Origin of the sequence: uncultured Shimia sp. (assembly GCF_913054185.1) — a bacterium.
GTDB lineage: Bacteria > Pseudomonadota > Alphaproteobacteria > Rhodobacterales > Rhodobacteraceae > Shimia.
The window spans coordinates 12,799-38,714 of record NZ_CAJXIV010000032.1; the positions used below are offsets into that span (position 1 = coordinate 12,799).

The following is a 25,916-nucleotide window of genomic DNA, read 5'->3' on the forward strand; positions in this document are numbered from 1 at the left end:
GGTACACTACCATTAAGGAGGCGCGGGCATGGATGGTGATCCCATCGAAATCACACTACACCAGTCGCTGGACAGCATTCCGGCGACTGAGTGGGACGCCTGCGCCGATCCCGTGCCGAGTGCATCTGGCCGCCCACAAAACCCGTTTGTCACCCACCGCTTTTTACGCGCACTTGAAGAGAGCGGCAGTATCGGCTCTGGCACCGGCTGGCTGCCCCGCCACCTAACCGCCCAAGCGGGCGGCGAGACCATCGCAGTGGCGCCCATGTACATCAAACAGCACAGCCAGGGCGAATACGTCTTTGACCACAATTGGGCCCATGCCTATGAGCAGGCGGGTGGGCGCTATTACCCCAAACTCCAAACCGCTGTACCGTTTTCTCCGGTCACAGGTCGCCGCCTGCTGACCCGTCCGGGCTGGGAAGCCACTGGCCAATCCGCCTTGGTGCAAGGCATGGTGCAGGTAGGCACCGACAACGGTCTCAGCGGCGCGCACATCACCTTTTGCACCGAACAGGAGGCGCAAAACGGTTTGGCCATGGGTCTGCTGCATCGCACTGGTCAACAATTTCACTGGCTGAACGAAGGTTACGCCAGCTTTGACGCCTTTTTAGATGCACTCTCGTCGCGAAAACGCAAAAACATCCGCAAGGAACGTGCCCAAGCCCAAGCCTTTGGCGGTACCATCACCTGCCTGACAGGCGACGACATCAAGCCGTACCACTGGGACGCAATGTGGCGGTTTTACCAAGACACAGGCGCGCGCAAATGGGGCACGCCTTACCTGACCCGGACCTTCTTGGATATCCTTCACCAAACCATGCGGGATGACACGCTTCTGATCTTTGCCGAGCGCGACGGTGTGCCCGTCGCCGGGGCGATGAACATGATTGGCAGTGACACATTGTTTGGCCGCTATTGGGGCTGCATCGAGCATCATCCGGCATTGCACTTCGAACTGTGCTATTATCAAGCGATGGACTGGGCCATTGCGCAGGGCCTATCTTCGGTGGAGGCCGGCGCACAGGGGGAGCACAAGCTGGCACGTGGTTATCTGCCGGTGACCACCCACTCACTGCACTGGATCCAAGACCCGGGCTTTCGCGACGCCATTGATCGCTACCTGCAGGAAGAGCGGATGGCGGTTAGCCAAGATGTCGAAGTGCTCACCAGCTACGGCCCGTTTAAACGCGGCAACGAGGAGGACCACGAATGACCGAAAAACTCAGTCAGGCCGCCCGCGATGCGGTGATGGAGCCGATTTTGCAAAGTGGCTGGGCCTATTGCGAAGACCGCGACGCGATCCGCAAATCCTTTGTGTTTGCAAATTTTGTTGAAGCTTTTGGTTGGATGACCAAAGCCGCCATCTGGGCCGAGAAATGGAACCACCACCCGGAATGGACCAACGTTTACAAAACGGTGGATGTGACGCTGACCACCCACGATGTGGGGGGCATTTCTGCTCTGGATGCCAAGCTGGCTCGCAAAATGGATGTTCTATTCGGAGAGGCCTGACACGCTCGCGCAGCCCGCCAGGCCAAATCTTACGCCGCTTATAGCGCGGAAACCATAGTTTCACCCGCGCTGATTTCGCAGGTGCCCGGTGCCTCTTCGACGTTCAAAATTTTGAACTCACCATCTTCGATCATCGCCGCATAGCGCTTGGAACGGTTCACAAACCCAATCGCCGGTACGCTGAAGTCCAGGCCCATCGCAGTGGTCAGATCGCCCGTTGGGTCTGCCAATAAAGTCACGCCTGCATCTGCCGCGTTGTTGGCCTTGTCCCAAGCATCCATCACAAACGGATCGTTGACCGACACGCAAATCACTTCATCCACGCCTTTGCCTTTCAGCGCGTTCACATTGCGCATGAAGCTTGGCAAATGTGCGCTGCTACACGTGGACGTAAAGGCCCCCGGCAGGCCAAACAAAACAACTTTGCGCCCTTTGGTCAGGCTCTCAACTGACACTGGCTCCGGTCCTTCTGCGCCCACTTTCATCAGCGTGCCTTCGGGGATTTTATCTCCGATAGAAATACTCATCTGTGATACTCTCATTGCGTTTCCCTGAACCTGCGATATAGGCTCGCCAACGGCTTAGGCAATGGGTTTGAGGGAGAGTGACGTGACGCACGTTGTTGTGATTGGGGCAGGGCAGGCAGGCGCGGCTTGTGTGGCCAAATTGCGCGCCAAAGGCTTTGACGGGGACATCACCCTGATTGGGGCCGAAACCGCGCCACCGTACCAACGTCCTCCGCTCTCCAAGAAATACCTACTTGGCGACATGGACCTCGAGCGCCTCTACCTGCGCCCGGAGAGCTACTATCGGGATCAAAACATCACCTTGCGTCTGGGCACCACTGTTGAGGCCATCGACACTGCCACGCAAACCGTCAGCATGCCCAACGAAACGTTGGCCTACGATCATCTTGTCTTAACCACCGGCGCGTCGCCCATTCGCTTGCCAGCTGCCATCGGCGGTGATCTCGACGGCGTCTATACTGTGCGCAATCTGGCAGACGTCGACGCCATGACACCGGAATTCACCGAAGGCCGTCACGTCTTGATTGTTGGCGGGGGATACATCGGCCTCGAAGCCGCTGCTGTGGCCGCCTCCAAGGGTCTGAAAGTGACACTGGTGGAAATGTCCGGCCGTATCCTGCAACGGGTCGCCGCCAAAGAAACCAGCGATTACTTCCGCGCCCTGCACAGCTCGCATGGTGTTGAGATCCTCGAAGGCACAGCTCTGGAAAGCCTCTCTGGTGACACCCGTGTGACCTCTGCCAAATTGTCCGGCGACCGCGAAATGGCCGTGGATTTCGTGATTGTCGGCGTTGGCATCCGCCCTGACACCCCTCTGGCCAAGGCCGCAGGCCTTTCGCTCGACAATGGCATCGCCACCGACGATCAAGGCCGCACCAGCGCGCCCAACGTCTGGTCCGCAGGCGACTGCGCCTCTTTCCCTTACAAAGCCGCCCGCATCCGACTGGAAAGCGTGCCCAACGCGATTGATCAGGCCGAAGTGGTGGCCGAAAACATCCTCGGCGCGGAGAAAACCTACATAGCCAAACCATGGTTCTGGTCTGACCAATATGACGTGAAGCTGCAAATCGCAGGTCTCAACACCGGTTTTGACACCATTGTCACCCGCGACAGCAGCACCGGCGCAATCTCGTTTTGGTACTACAAAGGCGACACCCTGTTGGCGGTTGATGCCATGAATGCCCCGCGCGACTACATGGTCGGCAAGCGTCTGATCGAAGGGGGTAAATCCCCATCACACGATATGGTGGCCGACATGAACACCGACATCAAAGACCTGATGCGTCTCTAAGGAGCCCCTATGCGGATCATTGGCGGAGAATGGCGCGGCATCGCGCTTGCGGCAGTTGGCAAAGGCGATCAGGGCAAACACCTGCGCCCCACCACAGATCGTGTACGCGAAAGCCTATTCAATGTGCTGCAAGGCGGTAAGTTGGGCGACCCGATCACTGACGCCCGCGTATTGGATCTCTTCGCTGGCACCGGCGCGTTGGGCCTTGAAGCGGTCTCACGTGGCGCCACGTCGGTGACCTTTGTCGATGACGGTCGCGTGGCGAGCAACCTTATCCGCGACAACATCCGCAAAACCTGCGGTACCCAATCTGCCAATCTGATCAAAGCTGACGCCACGCGCCTGCCGCAAAACCCCGATGCGCCTTATGATCTGATCTTTCTCGATCCGCCTTATGGCAAATCCATGGGCCAGAAAGCCCTGTCCGTCGCCACGCAAAACGGCTGGATCAGCGACGATGCTCTGATTGTCTGGGAAGAAAATACACCCCAAGTCGCACCAGAAGGCTTCACGCAGCGTGATCAGCGTAAATACGGCGATACATGGATGACGTTTCTGGAGGTCGCGGGCGCAAAAGACTAAGCGCCCGCCAACATCTCAAAAGACCACTTACTTCCAGGTCGGGTGATACAGCCCGCCTTTGGACAAGGTGAAAATGTCCACACCATCTGCGGTCACACCCACGGAATGCTCAAACTGCGCCGACAGGGATTTGTCCCGCGTTACCGCTGTCCAATCGTCGGCCAGCACTTTGGTTTCCGGACGGCCCATGTTCAACATCGGCTCAATGGTGAAGAACATGCCTTCTTCCAGCACCGGTCCACTGCCCGCGCGGCCATAGTGCAGCACGTTGGGTGGTGAGTGGAACACCCGGCCCAACCCGTGACCACAGAAATCGCGCACCACCGACATGCGCTGGCGCTCGGCATAAGTCTGGATCGCGTTGCCAATGTCGCCAAAGGTGTTGCCCGGCTTCACCGCTTCAATGCCCAGCATCAGCGCGTCATGGGTGACTTGAATGAGCTTCTTGGCAAAGCCTTTGGGTTTGCCTGCCACATACATGCGGCTTGTGTCGCCGTACCAACCATCAACCACCACGGTCACATCGATGTTCAGAATATCACCGTCGCGCAGCTTGTCGTCATCGCGCATCGGGTCTTCTTTGCGCGCGCTGGTCTCTTTGTTCCACTTCGGGATCGGGCTGCCGGGGATGCCGTGACAGACCACATGGTTCACGCTGATACAACTCGCGTGTTCGTAGCCGCGATAGCCGATGGTTGCTGAGGTTGCGCCTGCCGCATCAACCTGCGCCTCGATCAGCCGATCCAGCTCCTTGGTGGTCTGGCCCGGAAACACGTACTCTGCGATGTTATCCAGAATCTGCGACGCCAAGGCCCCAGCCTTGTGCATGCCCGCGTGGTCTTCTGGCGAGTAGAGGTCGATGCTATCGCGAGTCTTGCGGCGTTTGCCGATCATGTGAAGTGCTCCATCACGTGTGGTTTGCGGCTATGTAAGCGTAAATTCTTAAAACTGCTAGAGCTTAGGGATGCCACTTTGTGTCACTGGCTCGCATAGGCAAAGGGCAGGGGGGCACCAATCGTAATCTGCGTTGGAGAAATGTCACACCCATAGGCCAACACTTGAACACCCGCCGCCCGCGCCCGTTGGAAAGTCGCCGCATAGGTTGGATCAATATCTGGGGCGAGGGTGACGCGCTCTGCATCGGTGCGTTGTACCAGATACAACATCATCGCCTCATGGCCTTGGTCAATCATGGCCATGAGTTCCTCAAGATGTTTGGTTCCCCGCGCGGTCACGCTGTCCGGAAACTCTGCCACGCTCTCTTCGCGGCTCAAGGTCACAGACTTCACTTCCAGGTACAGGTCCTTGCGTCCTTCACCCGACAGCAGAAAATCAATCCGGCTGTTTGTGCCGTACTTCACCTCCGGCCGCACACTCTCATAGTTCGCGAGTTCCGGCACCTTATGCGCCAACAATGCGGCCTTTAACGCACGGTTCGGCACTGAGGTATCTACGCCAGTGAAATGCCCATTCTCATGGTCTACCAAACGCCAGCCATATTTCAGCTTTTTCTTGGGATCGTCGTTCGGCTCCAGCCAAATTTTGATGCCCTCCTCCTTCAGCCCCATCATCGAGCCGGGATTGGCGCAATGCGCGGTCACTTCGCGCCCATCTTCAAGGCGAACGTCAGCAAGGAACCGTTTGTAGCGGCGAATAAGCACGGCGGGAACGAGAGGGGTTTGAAAGCGCATGTCACAGGCCTATACCTGCGGTGACGCACTGACAAGGACATGAGATCATGGCAAATCCAACCGCAGCCATGCTGGTGATTGGCGACGAAATCCTTTCCGGCCGCACCCGCGATGCCAACATGTATTTCCTTGCCGGTGAACTGACCAAACACGGCATTGATTTGACCGAAGTGCGCGTGGTGTCCGACAATGCGCCAGCCATTGTGGTCGCGGTGAAGCAACTGTCAGACGCCAATGAACATGTTTTCACGTCAGGCGGCATTGGCCCCACCCATGATGACATCACCGCCGACTGCATTGCTGAGGCCTTTGGCAAACACATCGACGTGCGTGCGGACGCCGCTGCGTTGTTGCAGGCGCATTATGACAATGCTGGACAGGAGTTTAACGACGCCCGCAAACGCATGGCCCGTATTCCGGACGACGCCACGCTGATCGACAATCCAGTCTCCGTTGCACCGGGTTTTCGTTTGGAAAACGTCTACGTCATGGCCGGCGTGCCTGCCGTGTTTCAGGCCATGGTCGCCAGCGTTCTGCCAACTCTCACAGGGGGGGCGCCACTCTTGAGCCAAACCCTGCGCATTGAACGCGGCGAAGGTGACATTGCCGGTCCTCTGGCCAAACTGGCCGAAGAGTTTTCTGACCTGTCCATTGGCTCATACCCTTATCAACGCAACGGTGCTTACGGGTCTAATATCGTCATTCGTGGCACAGACGGCGCGCGCATTGACGCGGCCATCACCAAACTCTCCGGTCTTTTCCAATGACAAAAGACATCACTGCCCACACCCTCTATGACGTGATCGACGGCACCTGGCCCGCCGCCGCAACTTATCACAGCGGATGTTTCACCCTGCGTGACGGGCAGGGCGGCGGCAAACGAGTCTGCTCAGCGACGCTAAACGGCGAGTTGGTGGTGGCAGATATCGACACCGCTGAGCAAGGCATGGTGGCCCTCAACCAGCAGCCAATCTTTCAAATCCGCGAAGGTGACACCGATCTGGACGCCGCTCTTGATGCGCGTGGCTACGACATCGTTGATCCGGTGACCATGTATGTCATGCCGGCCAAGGACCTCGCAACAGAGCGTCCCCCACGCACCGCTGCCATCCCGGCATGGGAGCCTCTGCAGATCATGAAGGAAATTTGGGCTGAAGGTGGTATGGACCTTGCCCGCCTAAAGGTTATGGACCGTGCGCCCATGCCCAAAACCGGTTTTGTCTCCCGTTGGCAGGACAAACCCGCCGGAGCATCCTTCCTTGGCCTGCACAACGGCATCGGCATGGTGCATGCGCTGGAAATCCTGCCGTTTCAACGTCGTCAAGGCGTGGCTCGCTTTCTGATGCACCGCGCCGCTTTCTGGACGCTGGAAAACGGCGGCACGCATTTGTCGGTGATTTGTACCAAAGCGAACGCAGCGGCAAATCGGCTGTACTCTTCCCTCGGTATGACCGTTGTGGGAGAGTACCACTACCGGTGCAAACCCACCGCTTAAGGGAGGCCAACGTGGCAGAAAATACCAAACCAACCGCGCTCGATATTCCAATGATGGACCCGCTGCCACCAGAGACCCAACGCTATTTTGACATCTGTCAAGAAAAGCTGGGCATGGTGCCCAATGTGCTGCAGGCCTACGCTATCCATGCGGACAAGCTCAACGCCTTCACCGCGCTCTACAATGACCTCATGCTGGGTGACAGCGGCCTGTCTAAGCTGGAGCGAGAGATGATTGCGGTGGTGGTCAGCGCGATCAACAAATGTTTCTACTGCCTTGTTGCCCATGGGGCTGCTGTGCGGCAACTCTCCGGTGATCCGGCGCTGGGCGAGATGATGGTGATGAACTGGCGCGTGGCAGAGCTGGACGCCCGCCAATATGCCATGCTGGCGTTTTCTGAGAAAATGACCATCGCCTCCGCCACCATCGAAGAAGTTGATCGCCAAACCCTGCGTGACGTCGGTTTTTCAGACCAAGATATCTGGGATATCGCCAACGTCGCGGGCTTCTACAACATGTCCAACCGCGTGGCCTCGGCCACCGCCATGCAGCCCAACCCAGAGTATCACGCTCTGTCCCGATGAAATCTGGCACACTCATAACTTGGCTTCTCTTATGCCCGGCCGCAGGCTGGGCCTTTGAGCCGCGTTTTGAAACACCGGGACAACTCCTGGGAGAAGAAATCCTGCCGCAAAGCGTGCTTTCTCTCGCGCTTGAACCCGCAGACGACAACACCGTGCCCACCATCCCCGTGGCAGGCACCCAGCGCAAACGCAGCTGGCGCTTCTCCAGCGGCTTTCCCGGCACCGGCCGCGTTAACAGCGACCTTGCTGCCCAGCTGTTGGATGAGGGATACGAGCTGATCCTGTCCTGTGATGCGGCGGCCTGCGGCGGGTTTGATTTCCGCTTTGCCATCGACGTGTTGCTGCCACCCAAGATGTTTGTTGACCTCTCCGACTACTTCTACCTCTCCGCCCGCCGCGAAGGCGATGCAGGTCCCGAAGGTGTGGCCGTCCTTGTGAGCCGCACCGCGCAAGCAGGCATGGTGCAGGTCTTTGACGTCCGCCCGGACGGTGTTCCTGCCCCCGAACCCTCAGAGCCAAGCGTACCGCCAAAAATCGAAGAACAGCCCCAGCCAAAACCAGAATCTGAAGTCGCCATACCGGCGCCAACGCCCGCTGCCCCCACGCCGGAAACCGCCACCGCGATCGCCACAACCCTTGCCCAATCCGGTCATGTGGTACTCAGCGATCTGAGTTTCGAAACCGGCGCCTCGAAGCTGTCCAACGGTGAGTTTGCCTCTCTCACGGCCCTCGCGGAATTCCTCAAAGACGACCCCAACCGTCGCATCGCGCTTGTCGGCCACACCGACAGCAAAGGTTCGCTTGCGACAAACACCAGCCTCTCGCAAAAACGCGCCGCCGCCGTGCGCAATCGCTTGATCAAGAACCACGGCGTGCCCAAAGCCCAAGTCGAAGCACGCGGTGCGGGCTACCTCGCCCCGATCGCCACCAACCTCACCGAGGCCGGTCGCACGTTGAACCGCCGCGTCGAGGCGGTGCTGCTGTCTGGCAGCTAACGGCTGACCCAGAGTCGCCCACACACAAGACCATTGCACCCGATTCGCCGCTGAACTAGGCTAATCCCATGGCCATCTGCATCCTGTACAAACCTGCCAAACGCACCCGTCCCCGCTTCTACCGCGTGGAAATCGCCATGAACCTGTTTGAAGAGGTCTCAGTATTGCGCGAATGGGGCGTCGCCGGTGGCAAGGGCCGCAGCATGGTGCGCATCTTCAGCAACCTGCGCGACGCGTCATTGGCGGCAGATCAGTACCGGAACGGTGCCCAAAAACGCGGGTATGCGCGGGGGTAGGGGGAAGGCAGTTCTGCGGGACAAGGCTGTCATTGTTTTTGTCAAACCAAAGGTTCGCTAGGAAGAAAGCGCACTTATCCTGTTGGTTGGTTTCGCCTAAAGAAATCTATCCTTTTTCGCACACCAACATTCGGATCGTCTTGAAGACTTGCGGCGATTGCGTCCAGATCAACTCTTAACTCGGGGACATTTCGCAGTGCTATCAATTCATCTGCTGCACGTCTTCGAACCATCGCAGAACGATCGATGGCACCGGTGGCGACAAGGTCAATTTGAGCGACTGTTATTGATAGTTCTCGATGGCCATAAATGGCCTCGGTTCGATACTCACCCATCGAGCGGTTAAGCCAAATGCGCTTCGATTTACCTGTCGGCCAGCGCGCCTTTCTAGATAGAAGCATGTCGAGAGCCATAGTTCGAATGTGCGGTAGAGGTGCGGTTACAAAGATACCTTCAATATACTGATCGATCACAGAGTAACGGCTTAACTCGCGAAAAATCTGCCCCAGACGTGGCTGTCGTGTCGTCTTTAAGTTTTCTACTAAGCGACTAGCTACATCAGACCTGCCCATGATTTCACGGACGGCCTCCGGCCCCTCACTAGACCAACGCCCCCAACTATTTAGGTGTGGTAATATGGCGGTAAGTGCAGGAACAAGGACCATCGCAGGTGTGGAAGGCATGACTCTTTTGAATGCTTGATGCGACAAACTCCTTACTTGTGGCACCCAATCATTCAAGCGCAAAAAAAGTGCATAGACACTCGCGGGAGAGCTCAATGGACCGCTCAAGTTTCGAATTGCTTCTTCTCTAACTCGTCCGTCACCATGGAAAATGAAGACTTGAGAGAGAGCAGGCATTTCCCGAACTGCTAGAATTTCTTCTCGCGCAGCTTTGAGGATACCGCGTCTGTTTGAAGACCAACGGTAGTGAAGGCCCAGCTCTGACCTAATTTTTGCTTCTAACTGGTTTAGAGCATTGGGATCATTGGTCGAGTGCAATATGGAATTACCGTGCTCCAAAATACGAGCAATTTTTTTAGAGTTCTCTGCGCGCTGCGGAGAGAACTCACATCCAACGACTTTGTCCAAAAATGTCCTAAACATATCTCATACTTTTTTGGTTAGATTTCGAACAGCTTGGTATTATTGGCGTCAATATCGCAAGATATCAGACTTTTATGATCCGTGCAGTGTCGCGTAATTTGGACTCAAACCGGCAATTCTCTGCAAGCCCGCAAAGTGTCCTCCCCAAGCAAAAAAAAGACCGCCCCACCGGACGGTCTCCCAACTCTCTCAAAATCCTGACAGCCCTCAGGCCACCTTGTCTTTGAAGTCCTCGTGGATGAATTTGCAGTCACAATAGGGGCATTCAACCCAGCCATGCTCATTTGGGATTTGCAGATATACGCGCGGGTGGCCCCCCTCACCGCCGTCACATGACACACGGTAGCTGTCCACAATCTTGGTTTCTGGGGCTTCAATTGTCATTTGCGATGTCCTTTGTGGCTTCGGAGTGGGTCCTCCGATGGCGGTGTTTTCTGGCGGCTGCGGTTGAGCTTATCGCCTGCATTGGTTAGGGCGAATAATAGGCATTGCGCAGCGGGGAGCAAGAGTGGCCATGACCAACAACGCGATTGAAATCCGAGGGTTGCAAAAGACCTACAAAGGTGGCCGTGGCTCCCCGGCAAAACACGCCCTCAAAGGCATCGATCTGACCGTCCCCGCAGGCAAGATTTTTGGCCTGCTTGGCCCCAATGGTGCGGGCAAGTCCACCATGATCAACATTATGGCAGGGCTGGTCAACAAATCCGCAGGTACTGTGAAAATCTGGGGCTTTGACCAGGACGAAAATCCGCGCCAATCCCGCGCCGCTATTGGTGTGATGCCACAAGAATTGAACCTTGATCCGTTTTTCACCCCGCGCGGCGCGCTGGAAGTGCAGGCCGGTCTTTACGGTGTACCCAAACATCAGCGCCAAAGTGATGAAATCCTGCGTATGGTGGGCCTGTCAGACAAAGCAGAAGCTTATGCCCGTACGCTCTCTGGCGGGATGCAGCGTCGGTTGCTGCTTGGCAAAGCGCTGGTGCACCAACCACAGGTGCTGGTGTTGGATGAACCGACTGCAGGTGTGGATATCGAGCTGCGCCAAATGCTGTGGTCTAACATCCGTAGGCTCAACGAGGAGCGCGGCCTCACCGTGATCCTGACCACGCACTACCTCGAAGAAGCGGAGGAGATGTGTGACGAGATCGCCATCATCAACCACGGCGAAGTTGTGGCCCGTGACAGCACCTCAAACCTGCTGGGGCAGGTGGACAGCAAATGTATGGTGATTGATCCCGTGGCCCCGGTCGACACTTTGCCTGAAGCCCCCGGCATCGAGGTCACTCGTCGCGGCGACGGCCGTATCGCGCTGACCTATCAGGCGCGCGAAACTTCTGCCGAAGATGTGCTGGGCGCTGTGCGCGCGGCGGGCATTGCCATTGCGGATGTGAAAACAGAGCAGGCTGATCTGGAAGATGTATTTCTACAGCTGACCAAATCGGCCTAGATCAAAAGGGGCAGGGCGGTGCCATGCCGCCCGCGCCCTAGATTTCCTCAACCGCCATCACGCCTTCAACAGACTTCAGCGCGCTTTTGATCTGCGGGTTCACCGGGAAACCGGCCCCCGCATCAATCTCCACCTCGCCCGGCAATTCCATATTGGTCAGGCAGAACCAGATCGGCCCCTTGGGCAAGTTCTTCATGGTCTCTTTTGCGCCCTCAAGGATGTTGGCCACAGGCCCCACCGCGCTGGCATCATCGAGATAGATTTTCAGCCCCGTGTTGCCCGCATCCGCCACAATGGTCTCCACCGGGGTCATCGATTGCGCCAACAGCTTCAGCTGGTCACTCTCCATCTCCGCCTTCACGGTCACCACCACCTTGGAGCCCGTCTCCAGATGCTCGCGGCATTTCTCCAACGTATCAGAGAAGATCGTGACCTCATAAGCCCCCGTGGGGTCCGACAGCTGCGCAAACGCAAACCGGTTGCCCCGCGCGGATTTGCGTTCCTGCCGCCCGGACACCCGCCCGGCCAGCTTGGCAATGCACGGCCCGCCGCGCGCCTTGTCAGTCAGCTCGTCCAATGTCAGCACGTTTTTGCGTTTCAGCGGTGCCATGAAATCTTCCAGCGGGTGGCCCGATAAGAAGAAACCAATCGCCTTGGCCTCCTCATCCAGCCGCTCCGCCTGCAACCAATCGCCCGCCGGTGACAGGCGCGGCTCCGGCAAATCATCACCCGCCTCGCCAAACAGCGACACCTGATTGGAGCTCTTCTGCTCATGGATCGCGGCGGAATAATTCACCAGCCCATCCAGGCTCTCCATCACCCGCCGCCGATTGCCATCCAGCTGATCAAACCCCCCGGACCGCGCCAGCATCTCCAATGGGCGCTTGCCCACCTTCTTCAAATCGACCCGTCGCGCCATATCAAACAGCGTCGCAAACGGCTTATCGACGCCATCCACCTTGCGCCCCTCGGTCACCAGCTTCATCGCTTCCAAGCCGACGTTCTTCAGCGCGCCAAGTGCATAGACCAGCGCGCCGTCGACAACCTTAAACGTCGCATCCGAGCGGTTTACGCAGGGCGGCACATAAGGCAGTTTCAGCGCCTTTTTCACCTCTTCAAAGTAGACCGCCAATTTGTCGGTCAGGTGAATATCGCAGTTCATCACACCGGCCATGAACTCCACCGGATGGTTCGCTTTCAGCCACGCGGTTTGGTAACTCACCACCGCATAGGCCGCCGCGTGTGATTTGTTAAAGCCGTAGTTCGCAAATTTCTCCAGAAGGTCAAAAACCTCGCTGGCTTTCTTGGCTGGCACGCCGTTCTCGGCCGCGCCTTTCTCAAATTTCGGGCGCTCAGCGTCCATCGCCTCTTTGATCTTCTTACCCATCGCTCGGCGCAACAGATCCGCGCCACCAAGCGAGTAGCCCGCCATGACCTGGGCAATCTGCATCACCTGTTCCTGGTACACGATGATGCCCTGGGTTTCTTCGAGGATGTGGTCAATCAACGGGTGCACAGACTCGATCTCTTTAAGCCCGTTTTTGACCTCACAATACGTTGGGATGTTCTCCATCGGGCCCGGACGATAGAGCGCCACAAGCGCAACAATATCCTCGATGCAGTTGGGCTTCATCCGCTTCAGCGCATCCATCATGCCGGTGGATTCCACTTGGAACACCGCCACGGTTTTGGCCGCTGAATACAGCTTATACGTCGGGTCATCATCCAACGGGATGGCGTTGATCTGGTTCTCTGCGCCTTCCGCGGGCTCATAAAGCTGCGTGCCATCGGCGGCCACATGCAGCGGGCGGTCCGAACTGTGGATTTGCTCAATTGCGTTTTGAATGACGGTCAGGGTTTTGAGGCCCAAGAAGTCAAATTTCACCAGCCCGGCCTGTTCCACCCATTTCATGTTGAACTGGGTGGCTGGCATGTCCGAGCGCGGATCCTGATAGAGCGGCACCAGTGCATCCAACGGCCGGTCGCCAATCACAACCCCGGCCGCGTGGGTCGACGCGTTTCTCAAAAGCCCCTCCACTTGCTGCCCGTAGGTGAGCAAGCGGTCGACAACCTCCTCGTTTTTGGCCTCTTCCCGCAGGCGCGGCTCTTCTTTCAAAGAGTCCGCGATGGACATAGGCTTTACACCTTCCACCGGGATCAGCTTGGACAACCGGTCCACCTGACCATAGGGCATCTGCAACACCCGCCCGATGTCACGCACAGCAGCCTTGGACAGCAGCGCACCAAAAGTGATGATCTGCCCCACCTTGTCGCGGCCGTATTTCTGCTGCACAAACTTGATCACCTCTTCCCGGCGATCCATGCAAAAGTCGATGTCAAAGTCAGGCATCGACACCCGTTCCGGGTTGAGGAACCGTTCAAACAGCAGGGAATAGCGCAGCGGGTCCAAGTCGGTGATGGTCAGCGCATAAGCCACAAGCGAGCCCGCCCCAGAGCCCCGGCCTGGACCAACCGGGATATCGTTGTCTTTGCTCCACTGAATGAAGTCCGCAACGATCAAAAAATAGCCGGGGAACCCCATACCCTCAATAATGCCCAGCTCAAAATCAAGCCGTTCTTGGTATTCCTCTACGGACACCGCATGCGGGATCACCGCCAAGCGATTTTGCAGTCCCTCATTTGCAATCCGGCGCAGTTCGGAAACCTCGTCGTCGGCAAATTTTGGCAGAATTGGATCGCGCAGATAGGTCGCAAAGGCACAGCGTCTGGCAATCTCTACCGTGTTTTCAATCGCCTCTGGCAGATCAGCAAACAGCGTGATCATCTCTTCCTGCGATTTGAAATAATGCTGTGGCGTCAAACGTCGTCGACCGTCCTGCTGATCGACATAAGCGCCCTCAGAGATACAGATCAGCGCGTCATGCGCCTCATACATTTCAGTGGCCGGGAAATAGACGTCATTGGTTGCCACCAAGGGCAGATCCATGGCGTAGGCCATTTCAATGAACCCGCGTTCGGTCAGCTGCTCCGCCTCGGGTAAGCCGTTTTCGCCGGGGTGCCGCTGCAACTCCACATACAGCCGGTCGCCAAAAATCTGCTTGAGGCGCGTCATCATCGCTTGGGCCGTCTCAAGCTGCCCATCGCGCATCATCCGCCCCATTGGGCCATCCGGTCCACCGGTCAGACAGATCAAGCCGGCAGAGCGCTCCGCCAATTCTTCGAGTGTGACCTGCGGAAGCTGGCCATCATTGTCCACGTACAGACAGGACGACAGTTTCATCAGGTTTTCGTAGCCCTCTTCGCGCTGTGACAGCAGCACAATTGGGGCCGGTTTTGGCGGGGCTGTTCGTCCCGATGGGTCGTCATGCGGCATCTCAATGTCGACCTGGCAACCAACGATAGGTTGGATGCCCGCACCTTGCGCGGTTACGGAAAATTCAAGGGCAGCAAACAGGCTATTGGTGTCGGTGATCGCCACTGCTGGCATGCCCATATCGGCACACATGCCGGGCAGCTTTTTACAGCGCACCGCCCCCTCCAGCAGAGAGTATTCGGTGTGGGTGCGAAGGTGGATGAATCGAGGTGCGTTGGTCATCCCGACAAGCTATCTCAGCCGCTCTGGGGAAGAAACTGCTGTCCGCTTCATTTGGCCAAAAACTTCTAGGAGACACCACATCATTGATGGGGCAGGGGCGCTGCCCCTTGCACGATGCTGTGCGGGATGATGCGGCTCAATAATGTGGTGGACGTTCGTCGCCTACCACAATACCGCCGCCGCCGTCTTTCTCGCGACCGGCTTCTCGCTCCATCAACATCTGCACGCGCCGGGTCAAAAGCGCGATTTCGGTGTCCTGACGGGCGACAACGTCACTCAACTCCTCGACAGTGCGAGTCAGATGGGCAATCTTTTCTTCAAGCTGTTCCATAGGGGCGGCATAGGCTGCGGCCCCTTGCGGGTCAAGCGACGCCGTGTCTTTCTTGCTTTGCATATCAAGGTGCGGTCTGTGATCTAGGGAGGTGTCTCATGTCGGTTATGGTTCAAACCAGAGGTCGGGTCAGGGTGGTGAGCATCAACCGCCCTGCTGTGCGCAACGCTGTAAACCCCGAAACGGCGCGGCTGTTGTTTGATGCCTTCATGGATTTTGAGACAGATGACACCGTGGATGTGGCGATCCTAACCGGTGGCCAAACCGGCTTCTGTGCCGGATTTGATTTGAAAGCTGCGGCAAACCTTCTTGGGAGCGATTGGCAAGACACTGTGGCTATCCCCGCCAATTGGCAGGACGCTCAGGCGCAGCCCATCCTCGGCCCCATGGGACCTTCGCGCCTGATGTTGTCGAAGCCTGTTATTGCGGCTGTTGAGGGGCACGCTGTGGCGGGGGGGCTTGAATTGGCGGCATGGTGTGACATGCGGGTTGCATCGACGACTTCGGTGATGGGTGTCTTCTGCCGCCGGTGGGGCGTGCCACTGATTGATGGCGGTACGGTGCGTCTGCCGCGCATCCTTGGACAAGGCCGGGCCAATGATCTCATTCTGACAGGGCGTCCTGTGTCCGGTGAGGAAGCGTATCGTATTGGTTTGGTGGATCGCCTTTGCCCCGAAGGCCACGCCATGGAAGAGGCGTTGATCTTGGCCGACAGTCTAACGCGGTATCCACAAGGCTGCATGCGGGCTGATTTCTTGTCCGCCCGCCCAAGTGGCGTCGCGCTTGCCGATGGGCTGCGACGCGAATGGGCGTCCTTTGAGACCTTTGCAGCTGAGGGCCAAAATGGCGCCGCCCGGTTTGCAGCCGGCAAGGGGCGCGGCGGCGGCTTCTCTGACATCTGACACACGCGGCAACGGCATAGGCCTTAGTGTTAAGAGTTTTGAGGACCACAAATACCTGCACCACCGCAAAACAGACGTCATACCGACACGATACCGACGTCGAAATGGGAGGTTAACAGACCAAATCCGACGCAACGGCAGGACCGCTCTGCGCTCCGTTTGACGCCGCGTCGGACGTGACAATGACACTGGTTTACGTTTTGGTCAACTCAACTGAGGAGGCACCTTTGGAGGCACCTATGACCCAATATCCGCACATGCTCGCCCCGCTTGATCTGGGCTTTACCACCTTGAAAAACCGCGTACTTATGGGCTCCATGCACACCGGTCTGGAGGAAACCAAGGACTGGAATCGCGTGGCCGAATTCTACGGCGAACGCGCCCGTGGCGGTGTGGCCCTGATCGTCACCGGCGGCATGGCCCCCTCCCGCGAAGGTGGCGTGTTCCCGGGTGCAGCAGGCCTGTTTACAGACGAAGACATCGCCCACCACAAAATCGTAACCAACCGCGTCCACACCGCCGGCGGCAAGATTGCGATGCAGATCCTGCACGCCGGGCGCTACGCTTATGGACCTGAATGTGTGTCGTCATCTGCAATCAAATCCCCAATCTCGCCGTTTCCACCAAAGGAGCTGGACGAAGAGGGAATTGAGAAACAAATCCAAGACTTTGTCACGGCCACGGTTCGCGCCCGCGAAGCCGGATACGACGGCGTTGAGATCATGGGATCAGAGGGCTATTTCCTCAATCAGTTCATTGTTACCCATGTGAACAAGCGGACCGACCGCTGGGGCGGCTCTTATGAAAACCGCATCCGTCTGCCCATCGAAGTGGTGCGCCGCTGCCGCGAAGCGGTGGGCGAAGACTTCATCATCATCTACCGCCTGTCGATGATTGATTTGGTGCCAAACGGCTCTACGCACGATGAGGTGGTGCAACTGGCGCAAGAGATTGAGAAGGCGGGTGCTACCATCATCAACACGGGCATCGGATGGCACGAAGCTCGCATCCCCACCATCGCCACCTCTGTCCCGCGTCGCGCTTTTGCTTGGGTGACCAAAAAGCTGATGGGCAAAGTTGGCATTCCAGTCATCACGTCCAACCGTATTAACACACCAGATGTTGCTGAAGATGTGCTCGCAGAAGGCTGCGCCGACATGGTCTCCATGGCGCGTCCGTTCCTGGCCGACGCTGACTTTGTAAACAAAGCTGCAGAGGGCAACGCAAAACAAATCGCCCCTTGCATCGGTTGCAACCAGGCCTGCTTAGACCACACCTTTGGCGGCAAACTCACTTCTTGCCTGGTGAACCCAAGGGCGTGCCACGAAACCGAACTGGCCATTCCTGGCGCTGAAAATGTTAAGAAAATCGCGGTAGTCGGTGCCGGTCCTGCAGGGCTGTCTGCAGCCATCACAGCAGCGCAACGTGGGCACAAAGTCACGCTGATCGACCGAGCGAACCAGTTGGGTGGACAGCTCAATGTGGCCAAACAAATTCCAGGTAAAGAAGAATTCTGGGGGCTGGTTGATTGGTATGAAGCCATGGTGGCCGGGCTGGACATCGAGGTGCAACTCAACACCGAGGCAACTACCAACACCCTGGCTGGTTACGACGATGTCATCATCGCCTCTGGTATCGTTCCGCGTGATCCCGGCATTCCGGGGCAGGACCGCCCCGAGGTGTTATCTTATCTGGATGTGCTGCGCGACAAGAAGCAGGTTGGCAAAAAAGTCGCCGTGATTGGGGCAGGCGGCATCGGCTTTGATGTGTCTGAGTTCCTTGTGCATGAGGGCGAGAGCCTGACCGAAAATCTGCCAGAGTGGATGGAGGAATGGGGTGTGTCTGACCCAGCAGAGCACCGTGGCGGTCTTGCGCCTGAGGGACCACAGCCGCACGCGCCTGCGCGTCAGGTCACGTTGATGCAACGCAAAGCCAAAGCGCTGGGCAAAGGCTTGGGTAAAACCACGGGCTGGATTCATCGCGCTGCGTTGAGGATGAAAAATGTCGAGATGCTGGGCGGTGTGAACTATGAGAAGATCGACGATGACGGTCTGCACATCTCTTTTGGCGAAACGCGTGAGAACCCACGCGTCCTGGATGTCGATAATGTGGTGATCTGTGCGGGCCAGGTCAGTGATCGCAGCTTGGCTGATGCGTTGGAAGATGAGGGTGTTACCTGTCACGTGATCGGTGGTGCTGACGTCGCCGCCGAACTCGATGCCAAACGCGCGATAAATCAAGGTACACGCCTCGCGGCCACGCTCTGAATCAACGTCATACTGTATTTGAAGGGGGCGCTTCCGGCGCCCTTTTTGCTTGGCGAAAAAAGAAGGCCCGGGCGAAGATCGCCGGGCCAAGGTGCTTTCTCTTGGAAAGCCAGGGAAAATCAAATTCACCAGTCAGTGGGGCCTTTTTCAGCAAAGGCATGCACCAGAAAGTCAATAAACGCGCGGACCTTTGGCTGCGTGAAGCGACCTGGTGGGTAGACGGCATAAATGCCTTGAGTCTCCACCGGCAGGTCTGGAATGGCTTCTTCAACCAAACCCTGCTCCAGCGCGTCTGCGTAAAGGAAGCTTGGCAGATACGCGATGCCAAGACCCGCCTGTGCGGCGTTCAACAAAGATTGTCCATCATTCACCGACAGCCAGCCAGCAGTGCGCACCTGGCGCTTCTCACCGGATGGTGCGGTCAGCTTCCACACCGCGCCATTGGACTGGCTGGAATAGTGCAATAGCTTGTGGTGGTTCAGATCGTCAATCTTTTCCGGGCGACCATATTTTTCGAAATAGGCGGGGGAAGCGATCATGCGTTTTGTGGTCTCGGTCAGCTTTCGGGCTCGTAGCGTGCTGTCTTCCAGCTCACCAATCCGGATGGCCATATCAAAGCCTTCGGAAATCAGCTCCACATAGCGGTTGTTGAGCACCATATTCACGGTGATGTCCGAGAACTCGCTCAAGAAATCGCCCAGAACTGGCGAGAGGTGGTTCACGCCAAAGTCGGTCGCCACTGAAATACGAAGCAGGCCGGACGGCGCCGATTGCATCGACGTGACCAAGGCATCCGCTTCTCCGGCGTCATTTAAAACACGACGGGCGCGATCATAGTAGGCTAGGCCAATTTCTGTTGGGGACACTCGGCGTGTGGTCCGGTTGAGCAAACGTGCGCCCAGACGTGCCTCAAGCGAGGACACATGTTTGGAAACGGCAGATTTGGAGATGCCCATCTTCTTTGCGGCATCTGTAAATCCGCCCTGATCCACCACAGTGGCGAATGCTTCCATTTCGGTCAGGCGATCCATGTTTTGATCCTCTAATGTCTTCCTTGGGGACAAGATATGCCGGTGAAATCGGGCAGGAAGAGGGCAGGGGCCGGACAATGTTGGGGTTTTGGTGGGATCGTTTTTGTCTTGGAAACGGAGAAACGAAGTGTTTCTCGATTGGTTGCGCGCTACCTAAAGTGGGCTTTCAGTCTCAAACAGCACCTCTCCGAGCCTTTTTGCCGAAGCCTGCAAAAACGCAACGTGTGCCATTGCGTCCGTCAACGTCATACGGGGTTTCGGACCGTGATAGGCAAGTGCGGCAATGAACCGTCCTTGTGGATCGGTCACTGGAACAGCAATTGCCACCATTCCGTCCATGAATTCTTCGCGATCCAAAGCAAAGCCTTCTCGTGCGATCTGTGCGAGCTCTGTCAGGAGAGCTTCAGGAGACAAATGGGTTGCTTCGGTGCGCGCCTCTAGTTTGAGTGATGCCACCATCTTCCTGCGAGCTGTTGGGCCAAGGCTGGCGAGAAAGCACTTGCCACTGGCGGAGCAGTGGAAAGGCACTTGAGTGCCAATGGGCAGTTGAATTCGGAAAGCCCAGTCTGTCTCTACACGATCCAAATACGTCATTCCGGTATCTTGCGGGATCACATAGTTCACGCTTTCGCCAACAGTTTGCGCAACATCTTTTAGAATTTGATGGCGAAACACATGGTCTCTTGAGTTGTAGAGCAGACCAGCGCCCATTTCGCGTAGGCGTCGCGCAACTTGATACCGTCGAGACGTGCCGCGCCGGATGAGAAAGCCGTTTTCCTCAAGCGTTGCGCAAAGGCGGTGCACGGTCTGTTTCGGCAATCGTAAGGATACATTGATTTCTGTAGCGGTCATTGCCCGGTCACTTTTCCCCAAAATTTCAAGGATTAGAAGGGTGCGAAGATTGGTAGGGATTCGCTCAGGGATTGTCATGACATGGGCACTCTAAGATTTGTTTTGAAATGGTTTGGAAACACTGTAGCGTCGAAATTCGGTAAAAACAGGACAATAAGTCTCATTTTTTGACATTTGCCGAATTGAAGGTGTTGGAGGAAAAGGATGCGGACATATATAAAACGAGCCCGCCGGAGGATCGAAGCTGACTGCTCCGACGTTCAGAGCGCGGTTGCGGATATCTTGGCAAACATCGAGCAAAATGGGGATGCCGCGGCTTTGGCTTACGCGGCAAAGTTTGATAAGTTTTCAGGCCGCACATTGGTCTCTGATGATGAGATCGAGCGCGCCTCCCGCAGCTTGTCGCAGAAGCTCAAGGACGACATCCATTTTGCACACGACAATGTACGCCGATTTGCAGAGCTGCAGAAAGCCACGGTGCAGGATTTTGAAACAGAAATCTTGCCAGGGTTTGTGACCGGCCAAAAATCAATCCCGGTGGATTGTGCCGGATGTTATGTGCCGGGTGGGCGCTATAGTCACATTTCAAGTGCGATTATGACGGTCACAACGGCCAAGGTGGCCGGGTGCCGCAATATCACCGCGTGTTCACCACCGCATCCAACTGACGGCATACCCTCGGCAATCATCTATGCGGCGCACACTTGTGGGGCGGACCAAATTCTAGCTATGGGCGGAGTTCAGGGCATTGCAGCAATGACCTTTGGCATGTTCGGCCTGCCAAAAGCCAACATTCTTGTTGGGCCAGGCAACCAATATGTCGCGGAAGCCAAACGCCAGCTTTTTGGCCGGGTTGGAATTGATATGATCGCGGGTCCAACCGACAGCCTGATCTTGGCAGATGAAACCGCAGACCCACACCTCGTTGCCACGGATTTAGTGAGCCAAGCTGAGCATGGTTACAATTCACCGGTGTGGCTGGTTACAAACTGTCGGAAATTGGCAGAGGCGGTGCTCGCCGCTGTTCCGAAGTTGATCGCAACCCTGCCAGAATTGAACCGTATAAACGCTGAAGCGGCCTGGCACGATTATGCGGAGGTGATGCTTTGCTCCACTCGCGAAGACATGGCGGCGACCTCAGACGAATACGCACCGGAACATCTCACGGTCCAAGCCGAAGATCCAGATTGGTGGCTGTCGCGACTGACATCGTACGGATCCCTTTTCCTAGGTGAAGAAACAACGGTCTCTTATGGTGACAAGGCCGCAGGTACAAACCATGTCCTGCCCACGTCCCGCGCAGCGCAGTACACAGGAGGGCTATCAGTGCACAAATACATGAAAATCGTGACATGGCAGCGCGCCTCGCGTGAGGGGGCCAAAGCGGTCGCGCAGACCACGGCCCGCCTGTCGCGTCTGGAAGGTATGGAGGGGCACGCGCGTGCTGCGGATGCGCGTTTGGCCAAATATTTTCCGGCGGAAACCTTCGACCTGTCCGCCAGTGATTGCACATAAGGTTTGGTGGTCAAAATTTTAGAGAAGCGGTGAAAACAGCCGCGTGATGGGCGCTCCAATCTGAATGCGGAGCGGCTGTTCATTTAGGGTCTTTTCCAGAAGGAAAGACTTGGCGAAGTCGGTCTTGAACATGTCTTCAAGATCATCCGCAGCCCGCGCGTCAAACATCACCGCCATCGTTTCGAAATTCAGGATGAAGGAACGGTTGTCCATATTTGTGGTGCCCACAGCGGCCAGAGTGTCATCAACCAGAACCGCTTTTTGATGCATGAACCCGTCGGTGTACCGCCAGATCTGTGCCCCCGCTTCACGTACTTCGTCAAAATAGGCAAAGGCGGCCAGCCAGACCATTTTGTGGTCAATACTGTCCGGCAGCAAAATCCGCACGTCGACACCATTAAGTGCGGCATGTTTGATGGCTGTCAGCACGTGAACATCCGGAACAAAATAGGGCGAAGCAATCCACACACGTTCTTTGGCATTTGCCAAAGCAGAGAAAAAGAACATCGCGCCGGTTTCGAGTTTATCGCCTGGCCCAGTTGGAACCACCAGGCCAGACATGTCTTCTTCCGCCCGACCACTTTGCCAATTGAGATTTGTCAGGAGGTTTTCTTCTGTGGTCCAGTGCCAGTCTTCGGCAAAGATCAACTGTAGCTGGCTCACCACAGGCCCTTTAAGTTGCACATGAGTATCTCGCCAATTGCCAAAGTAGGGATTCAAACCGAGGTATTCGTCTCCGACATTTAGCCCCCCTGTAAAGGCCGTAGTGCCATCAATGACCACAGTTTTTCTATGGTTGCGAAAGTTGAGTTGAAACCGGTTTTTAGGAACGCGCATTTGTGATGGTTCGACAATCTGAATGCCCGCATCCCGCAGCGCTTGGCGGTATGCGTGTGGCAGCTTCACGCAGCCGATAGGATCGTACAACACACGGACAAAAACCCCGCGTTTGGCCGCCGCAATCAGTTGGCTTTGTAGGCGCCGACCCAAACCGTCGTCACGGATAATATAAAACTGCAGCAAAATGTAGCTTTGTGCGCCATCGATCGCCGTGAAAATTGCGTCAAACGCTTCTTGGCCATCAATCAGTAATTCCATCGCGTTGCCGCGCGTGACGGGCAGGTCGGAAATCGCTTCCAGAGCTTTAGTTGGAAACTCCGGCGGTACTTTTGGCTTCAGCGCTTCCTTGACCTCTTGAATGCGCTCAATGACTTCCTCACTATCTCGCCGCCCGGTTACGTAGTGCTGAAATTTGTGATGACCCAAGAACAAATAGGCCGGAACCGAAATGTAGGGGGCGGCAATCAGGAAGACCACCCATCCCACAGCCCCCTGTGAGGTGCGGGAGTGTTGGATCGCGCGCCAAGCCATTACCAGAGCGGTCAACTCCAATAAGACGAGGAAGATTGCCAAAAATGTGCCCACTTGGGTCTCCTTGTGCCGCACAAGGCACCGGCCTGCGCGCTCAGAAAAAAGCCTATCTCACAGATGTAGGTTGCGCCAACTGTGAACTTTTCTCCGTCTACCGTGAGAATAGCGGCAGTGTTGGTAATGGGGACGCTGGCGCCTTGACGTGCTTAATCTTTCTCAAAACACTTGCCAGTTGCCAGAATCGTCTGTAAAGGGCGCGAGTTCCTTACTGGAATCTTGAGGCGGGGTGATTCCCGCCTTTTGGGTTCGACGAGGGTTTGCGGTGGTCGCAAATCCTCCTCTCAACTCCAACGCCTATACAAGGCTGACGAAATGCAAAGTCAAAACATTCGCATTCGGCTGAAGGCTTTTGATTACCGTGTACTGGATGCCAGCACACAGGAAATCGTGAACACTGCAAAGCGCACCGGCGCGCAGGTTCGTGGCCCGATCCCACTTCCCAACAAGATTGAGAAGTTCACCGTTCTGCGTGGTCCACACGTAGACAAAAAATCCCGCGATCAGTTTGAGATCCGTACGCACAAGCGTCTTCTCGACATCGTTGATCCGACCCCGCAGACCGTAGACGCGCTGATGAAGCTCGATCTGGCGGCCGGCGTGGACGTCCAGATCTCTGTTTAAGGAGAGTATCTGATGCGTTCCGGTATTATCGCGAAGAAAGTGGGCATGACCCGCTTGTTCTTGGAAGACGGCAAACAGATTCCTGTTACCGTACTTTCGCTCGACGGCCTTCAGGTTGTTGCACAGCGCACAGAAGAGAAAGACGGCTACACAGCTGTTCAACTCGGCGCTGGTACAGCCAAGGCCAAACGCACCTCCAAAGCCATGCGTGGCCACTTCGCAGCAGCGAAAGTGGAACCAAAGCGCAAGCTGGTTGAGTTCCGCGTTCCATCCGAAGGCCTGATCGAAGTTGGCGCGGAAATCTCCGCCGAGCACTTCCTTGAAGGTCAGAAAGTGGACGTTGCGGGCACCTCGATTGGTAAAGGTTTTGCCGGTGCCATGAAACGCCACAACTTCAGCGGCCTGCGCGCGACACACGGTGTCTCGATCAGCCACCGCTCACACGGCTCTACTGGTCAATGTCAGGATCCCGGTAAGGTTTTCAAAGGCAAGAAAATGGCCGGTCACATGGGCGCCGTTCGCGTGACCACGCAGAACCTCGAAGTTGTCAAAACTGACGCCGATCGCGGTCTGCTGTTCATCAAAGGCGCCGTACCTGGCTCCAAAGGTGGCTGGGTCTCCGTTAAGGATGCCGTGAAGAAGAAAGCTCCAGAAGGTCTGCCTTTCCCGGCCGGTCTGAAAGCAGCAGCGACCGAAGCTCCGGCTGAAGAAGCATCTGCGGAAGGTGGTGAAGCATGAAACTTGACGTGATCAAACTTGACGGCTCCAACGCCGGTTCGGTTGAACTGTCTGAAGACCTGTTCGGTCAGGAGCCGCGCGCGGATATCCTGCACCGTGTGGTACGCTGGCAGCGTAACAACGCTCAGGCGGGCACCCACAAGGTGAAAACCCGTTCGGAAGTGTCCTACTCAACCAAGAAGATCTATCGCCAAAAAGGCACCGGTGGCGCACGCCACGGCGCCCGTTCGGCACCGATCTTCCGCGGTGGTGGCGTTTACAAAGGTCCAGTTGTGCGTTCGCACGGCCACGACCTGACCAAGAAGTTCCGCAAGCTGGGTCTGAAGCACGCCCTGTCCGCCAAAGCGAAAGCTGGCGAACTGGTAGTGATCGAAGATGCAGCCACCGAAGGCAAGACTGCCGCTCTGGCCAAACAGGTTGCAAACCTGGGCTGGAAACGTGCTCTTATCATCGACGGCGCTTCCGTAAACGAAGACTTCCTGAAAGCATCGCGCAACATTGAAGGCCTGGATATCCTGCCAACAATGGGTGCGAACGTTTATGACATCCTCAAGCGTGACACTCTGGTGATCACCAAAGCGGGGATCGAAGCACTGGAGGCTCGCCTGAAATGAGCGCTAAAGCAGAACACTACGATGTGATCCGCGCGCCGGTCATCACCGAGAAATCCACAATGGCGTCCGAAAATGGCGCTGTGGTTTTCGAAGTGGCGATCGACAGCAACAAACCACAGATCAAAGAAGCTGTTGAAGCGCTCTTTGGTGTGAAGGTCAAAGCGGTCAACACCACCATCACCAAGGGTAAAGTCAAACGTTTCCGCGGCCAGCTTGGCAAGCGTAAAGACGTGAAAAAGGCTTACGTGACCTTGGAAGAAGGCAACACGATCGACGTGTCCACCGGACTGTAAGATCAGCCTTTTAAAATTGGGGCCGTCCGAGAAATCGGGCGGCCTTTTTGCTTTTTTTGTTGAGATTTTTGCGCATCAGCTTACTTGTGGGATGGTGCAGGTCATATTTGAAACCAGCAGGGTAATGCCGTGTATTCACACACAATATCTTTTCGGGACGACGAAGCGTCGCGCTCCAACAATCAGCGCACGTTTCTGATTTTTGGTGTCAACCGTGGCGGCACAACCGCGACCGC

27 protein-coding genes are annotated in these 25,916 nt (G+C 56.5%); 17 read left to right on the forward strand and 10 right to left on the reverse strand.

What is annotated here, in order from left to right; all coding sequences use genetic code 11:
• Nucleotides 1-28: 28 nt before the first annotated feature.
• Nucleotides 29-1,216, forward strand: coding sequence for a GNAT family N-acetyltransferase (locus tag QZ517_RS08890; protein ID WP_294225360.1), 1,188 nt, complete (start codon nt 29-31; stop codon nt 1,214-1,216).
• Nucleotides 1,213-1,515 carry a 4a-hydroxytetrahydrobiopterin dehydratase gene (locus QZ517_RS08895; RefSeq protein WP_294225362.1) on the forward strand — a complete coding sequence of 101 codons (303 nt, stop codon included), beginning with the start codon at nt 1,213-1,215 and terminating at the stop codon, nt 1,513-1,515. Before QZ517_RS08890 ends, QZ517_RS08895 begins: the two co-directional genes overlap by 4 nt.
• A gap of 38 nt (nt 1,516-1,553) precedes the next feature.
• Here the strand turns inward: QZ517_RS08895 and QZ517_RS08900 are convergent, their stop codons facing one another.
• Entirely contained in the window at nt 1,554-2,042 is a 489-nt protein-coding gene (locus QZ517_RS08900; protein ID WP_294225363.1) for a peroxiredoxin, read from the reverse strand.
• An 82-nt stretch (nt 2,043-2,124) separates the two neighbouring features.
• On the opposite strand from QZ517_RS08900, the gene QZ517_RS08905 reads away from it, so the two are divergent.
• A complete protein-coding gene (locus QZ517_RS08905; protein WP_294225365.1) occupies nt 2,125-3,333 on the forward strand; it encodes an FAD-dependent oxidoreductase in 1,209 nt (402 codons plus the stop codon).
• Nucleotides 3,334-3,342: 9 nt separating this feature from the next.
• Entirely contained in the window at nt 3,343-3,915 is a 573-nt protein-coding gene (rsmD, locus tag QZ517_RS08910; protein ID WP_294225368.1) for a 16S rRNA (guanine(966)-N(2))-methyltransferase RsmD, read from the forward strand.
• Nucleotides 3,916-3,942: 27 nt separating this feature from the next.
• Here the strand turns inward: rsmD and map are convergent, their stop codons facing one another.
• A complete protein-coding gene (gene map, locus QZ517_RS08915) occupies nt 3,943-4,809 on the reverse strand; it encodes a type I methionyl aminopeptidase (RefSeq protein ID WP_294225371.1) in 867 nt (288 codons plus the stop codon).
• 83 nt (nt 4,810-4,892) lie between these two features.
• A complete protein-coding gene (sfsA, locus tag QZ517_RS08920) occupies nt 4,893-5,606 on the reverse strand; it encodes a DNA/RNA nuclease SfsA (protein WP_294225374.1) in 714 nt (237 codons plus the stop codon).
• A gap of 47 nt (nt 5,607-5,653) precedes the next feature.
• Between sfsA and QZ517_RS08925 the strand changes: the two genes are divergently transcribed.
• The 5 genes from QZ517_RS08925 to QZ517_RS08945 all read left to right on the forward strand — a co-directional run bounded on the left by QZ517_RS08925 (nt 5,654) and on the right by QZ517_RS08945 (nt 8,976).
• The gene (locus QZ517_RS08925) at nt 5,654-6,373 is read left to right on the forward strand and encodes a molybdopterin-binding protein (protein WP_294225377.1); all 720 of its coding nucleotides are present in this window, start codon (nt 5,654-5,656) and stop codon (nt 6,371-6,373) included.
• Nucleotides 6,370-7,101 (forward strand): GNAT family N-acetyltransferase, encoded by a 732-nt coding sequence (locus tag QZ517_RS08930; RefSeq protein ID WP_294225380.1) that lies wholly within the window; start codon nt 6,370-6,372, stop codon nt 7,099-7,101. Before QZ517_RS08925 ends, QZ517_RS08930 begins: the two co-directional genes overlap by 4 nt.
• Nucleotides 7,102-7,112: 11 nt before the next feature.
• A complete protein-coding gene (locus QZ517_RS08935; RefSeq protein ID WP_294225383.1) occupies nt 7,113-7,685 on the forward strand; it encodes a peroxidase-related enzyme in 573 nt (190 codons plus the stop codon).
• Complete coding sequence (locus tag QZ517_RS08940; protein ID WP_294225387.1) at nt 7,682-8,680, forward strand: OmpA family protein; 999 nt, start codon at nt 7,682-7,684, stop codon at nt 8,678-8,680. Before QZ517_RS08935 ends, QZ517_RS08940 begins: the two co-directional genes overlap by 4 nt.
• 68 nt (nt 8,681-8,748) lie before the next feature.
• Nucleotides 8,749-8,976 carry a WGR domain-containing protein gene (locus tag QZ517_RS08945; RefSeq protein WP_294225390.1) on the forward strand — a complete coding sequence of 76 codons (228 nt, stop codon included), beginning with the start codon at nt 8,749-8,751 and terminating at the stop codon, nt 8,974-8,976.
• 74 nt (nt 8,977-9,050) lie between these two features.
• Here the strand turns inward: QZ517_RS08945 and QZ517_RS08950 are convergent, their stop codons facing one another.
• Complete coding sequence (locus tag QZ517_RS08950) at nt 9,051-10,067, reverse strand: hypothetical protein (RefSeq protein WP_294225393.1); 1,017 nt, start codon at nt 10,065-10,067, stop codon at nt 9,051-9,053.
• Nucleotides 10,068-10,289: 222 nt separating this feature from the next.
• Nucleotides 10,290-10,466 (reverse strand): zinc-finger domain-containing protein, encoded by a 177-nt coding sequence (locus QZ517_RS08955; RefSeq protein ID WP_164644421.1) that lies wholly within the window; start codon nt 10,464-10,466, stop codon nt 10,290-10,292.
• Between the two features lie 130 nt (nt 10,467-10,596).
• On the opposite strand from QZ517_RS08955, the gene QZ517_RS08960 reads away from it, so the two are divergent.
• Nucleotides 10,597-11,529, forward strand: a complete 933-nt coding sequence (locus QZ517_RS08960; protein ID WP_294225398.1) for an ABC transporter ATP-binding protein — start codon at nt 10,597-10,599, stop codon at nt 11,527-11,529.
• A gap of 37 nt (nt 11,530-11,566) precedes the next feature.
• Here QZ517_RS08960 and dnaE read toward each other — a convergent pair whose 3' ends face one another.
• Nucleotides 11,567-15,085, reverse strand: coding sequence for a DNA polymerase III subunit alpha (dnaE, locus tag QZ517_RS08965; RefSeq protein ID WP_294225401.1), 3,519 nt, complete (start codon nt 15,083-15,085; stop codon nt 11,567-11,569).
• A gap of 136 nt (nt 15,086-15,221) precedes the next feature.
• A complete protein-coding gene (locus QZ517_RS08970) occupies nt 15,222-15,416 on the reverse strand; it encodes a SlyX family protein (protein ID WP_164644425.1) in 195 nt (64 codons plus the stop codon).
• Between the two features lie 98 nt (nt 15,417-15,514).
• On the opposite strand from QZ517_RS08970, the gene QZ517_RS08975 reads away from it, so the two are divergent.
• Together QZ517_RS08975 and QZ517_RS08980 are read left to right on the forward strand one after the other, a co-directional pair.
• Entirely contained in the window at nt 15,515-16,318 is an 804-nt protein-coding gene (locus QZ517_RS08975) for a crotonase/enoyl-CoA hydratase family protein (protein WP_294225405.1), read from the forward strand.
• Between the two features lie 239 nt (nt 16,319-16,557).
• Entirely contained in the window at nt 16,558-18,585 is a 2,028-nt protein-coding gene (locus QZ517_RS08980) for an NADPH-dependent 2,4-dienoyl-CoA reductase (protein WP_294225408.1), read from the forward strand.
• Between the two features lie 125 nt (nt 18,586-18,710).
• Here the strand turns inward: QZ517_RS08980 and QZ517_RS08985 are convergent, their stop codons facing one another.
• Nucleotides 18,711-19,616, reverse strand: coding sequence for a LysR family transcriptional regulator (locus tag QZ517_RS08985; protein ID WP_294225411.1), 906 nt, complete (start codon nt 19,614-19,616; stop codon nt 18,711-18,713).
• Between the two features lie 153 nt (nt 19,617-19,769).
• A complete protein-coding gene (locus QZ517_RS08990; RefSeq protein WP_294225414.1) occupies nt 19,770-20,546 on the reverse strand; it encodes an IclR family transcriptional regulator in 777 nt (258 codons plus the stop codon).
• A 126-nt stretch (nt 20,547-20,672) separates the two neighbouring features.
• Here QZ517_RS08990 and hisD point away from each other — a divergent pair, with 126 nt between their 5' ends.
• Nucleotides 20,673-21,983, forward strand: a complete 1,311-nt coding sequence (gene hisD, locus QZ517_RS08995; RefSeq protein WP_294225417.1) for a histidinol dehydrogenase — start codon at nt 20,673-20,675, stop codon at nt 21,981-21,983.
• Nucleotides 21,984-22,001: 18 nt separating this feature from the next.
• Here hisD and cls read toward each other — a convergent pair whose 3' ends face one another.
• Complete coding sequence (gene cls, locus QZ517_RS09000; RefSeq protein ID WP_294225420.1) at nt 22,002-23,408, reverse strand: cardiolipin synthase; 1,407 nt, start codon at nt 23,406-23,408, stop codon at nt 22,002-22,004.
• A gap of 318 nt (nt 23,409-23,726) precedes the next feature.
• Between cls and rpsJ the strand changes: the two genes are divergently transcribed.
• The 4 genes from rpsJ to QZ517_RS09020 are packed head-to-tail and all read left to right on the forward strand — an operon-like array spanning nt 23,727 to nt 25,680.
• Nucleotides 23,727-24,035 carry a 30S ribosomal protein S10 gene (gene rpsJ, locus QZ517_RS09005; protein ID WP_044028221.1) on the forward strand — a complete coding sequence of 103 codons (309 nt, stop codon included), beginning with the start codon at nt 23,727-23,729 and terminating at the stop codon, nt 24,033-24,035.
• Nucleotides 24,036-24,047: 12 nt separating this feature from the next.
• Nucleotides 24,048-24,773, forward strand: coding sequence for a 50S ribosomal protein L3 (gene rplC / locus QZ517_RS09010; protein ID WP_294225425.1), 726 nt, complete (start codon nt 24,048-24,050; stop codon nt 24,771-24,773).
• Nucleotides 24,770-25,387 carry a 50S ribosomal protein L4 gene (gene rplD, locus QZ517_RS09015; protein ID WP_283425760.1) on the forward strand — a complete coding sequence of 206 codons (618 nt, stop codon included), beginning with the start codon at nt 24,770-24,772 and terminating at the stop codon, nt 25,385-25,387. The genes rplC and rplD overlap by 4 nt, the downstream gene beginning before the upstream one ends.
• The gene (locus tag QZ517_RS09020) at nt 25,384-25,680 is read left to right on the forward strand and encodes a 50S ribosomal protein L23 (RefSeq protein ID WP_164644437.1); all 297 of its coding nucleotides are present in this window, start codon (nt 25,384-25,386) and stop codon (nt 25,678-25,680) included. Before rplD ends, QZ517_RS09020 begins: the two co-directional genes overlap by 4 nt.
• Nucleotides 25,681-25,916: the final 236 nt, after the last annotated feature.

What these genes read in the sequence shown, in the direction of transcription:
- QZ517_RS08890 (WP_294225360.1), top strand. Translation starts at nt 29, where the DNA reads ATGGATGGTGATCCCATCGAAATCACACTACACCAGTCGCTGGACAGC.
- QZ517_RS08895 (WP_294225362.1), top strand. Translation starts at nt 1,213, where the DNA reads ATGACCGAAAAACTCAGTCAGGCCGCCCGCGATGCGGTGATGGAGCCG.
- QZ517_RS08900 (WP_294225363.1), bottom strand. Translation starts at nt 2,042, where the DNA reads ATGAGTATTTCTATCGGAGATAAAATCCCCGAAGGCACGCTGATGAAA.
- rsmD (WP_294225368.1), top strand. Translation starts at nt 3,343, where the DNA reads ATGCGGATCATTGGCGGAGAATGGCGCGGCATCGCGCTTGCGGCAGTT.
- map (WP_294225371.1), bottom strand. Translation starts at nt 4,809, where the DNA reads ATGATCGGCAAACGCCGCAAGACTCGCGATAGCATCGACCTCTACTCG.
- sfsA (WP_294225374.1), bottom strand. Translation starts at nt 5,606, where the DNA reads ATGCGCTTTCAAACCCCTCTCGTTCCCGCCGTGCTTATTCGCCGCTAC.
- QZ517_RS08925 (WP_294225377.1), top strand. Translation starts at nt 5,654, where the DNA reads ATGGCAAATCCAACCGCAGCCATGCTGGTGATTGGCGACGAAATCCTT.
- QZ517_RS08930 (WP_294225380.1), top strand. Translation starts at nt 6,370, where the DNA reads ATGACAAAAGACATCACTGCCCACACCCTCTATGACGTGATCGACGGC.
- QZ517_RS08940 (WP_294225387.1), top strand. Translation starts at nt 7,682, where the DNA reads ATGAAATCTGGCACACTCATAACTTGGCTTCTCTTATGCCCGGCCGCA.
- QZ517_RS08945 (WP_294225390.1), top strand. Translation starts at nt 8,749, where the DNA reads ATGGCCATCTGCATCCTGTACAAACCTGCCAAACGCACCCGTCCCCGC.
- QZ517_RS08955 (WP_164644421.1), bottom strand. Translation starts at nt 10,466, where the DNA reads ATGACAATTGAAGCCCCAGAAACCAAGATTGTGGACAGCTACCGTGTG.
- QZ517_RS08960 (WP_294225398.1), top strand. Translation starts at nt 10,597, where the DNA reads ATGACCAACAACGCGATTGAAATCCGAGGGTTGCAAAAGACCTACAAA.
- dnaE (WP_294225401.1), bottom strand. Translation starts at nt 15,085, where the DNA reads ATGACCAACGCACCTCGATTCATCCACCTTCGCACCCACACCGAATAC.
- QZ517_RS08970 (WP_164644425.1), bottom strand. Translation starts at nt 15,416, where the DNA reads ATGGAACAGCTTGAAGAAAAGATTGCCCATCTGACTCGCACTGTCGAG.
- QZ517_RS08975 (WP_294225405.1), top strand. Translation starts at nt 15,515, where the DNA reads ATGTCGGTTATGGTTCAAACCAGAGGTCGGGTCAGGGTGGTGAGCATC.
- QZ517_RS08980 (WP_294225408.1), top strand. Translation starts at nt 16,558, where the DNA reads ATGACCCAATATCCGCACATGCTCGCCCCGCTTGATCTGGGCTTTACC.
- QZ517_RS08985 (WP_294225411.1), bottom strand. Translation starts at nt 19,616, where the DNA reads ATGGATCGCCTGACCGAAATGGAAGCATTCGCCACTGTGGTGGATCAG.
- QZ517_RS08990 (WP_294225414.1), bottom strand. Translation starts at nt 20,546, where the DNA reads ATGACAATCCCTGAGCGAATCCCTACCAATCTTCGCACCCTTCTAATC.
- hisD (WP_294225417.1), top strand. Translation starts at nt 20,673, where the DNA reads ATGCGGACATATATAAAACGAGCCCGCCGGAGGATCGAAGCTGACTGC.
- rpsJ (WP_044028221.1), top strand. Translation starts at nt 23,727, where the DNA reads ATGCAAAGTCAAAACATTCGCATTCGGCTGAAGGCTTTTGATTACCGT.
- rplC (WP_294225425.1), top strand. Translation starts at nt 24,048, where the DNA reads ATGCGTTCCGGTATTATCGCGAAGAAAGTGGGCATGACCCGCTTGTTC.
- rplD (WP_283425760.1), top strand. Translation starts at nt 24,770, where the DNA reads ATGAAACTTGACGTGATCAAACTTGACGGCTCCAACGCCGGTTCGGTT.
- QZ517_RS09020 (WP_164644437.1), top strand. Translation starts at nt 25,384, where the DNA reads ATGAGCGCTAAAGCAGAACACTACGATGTGATCCGCGCGCCGGTCATC.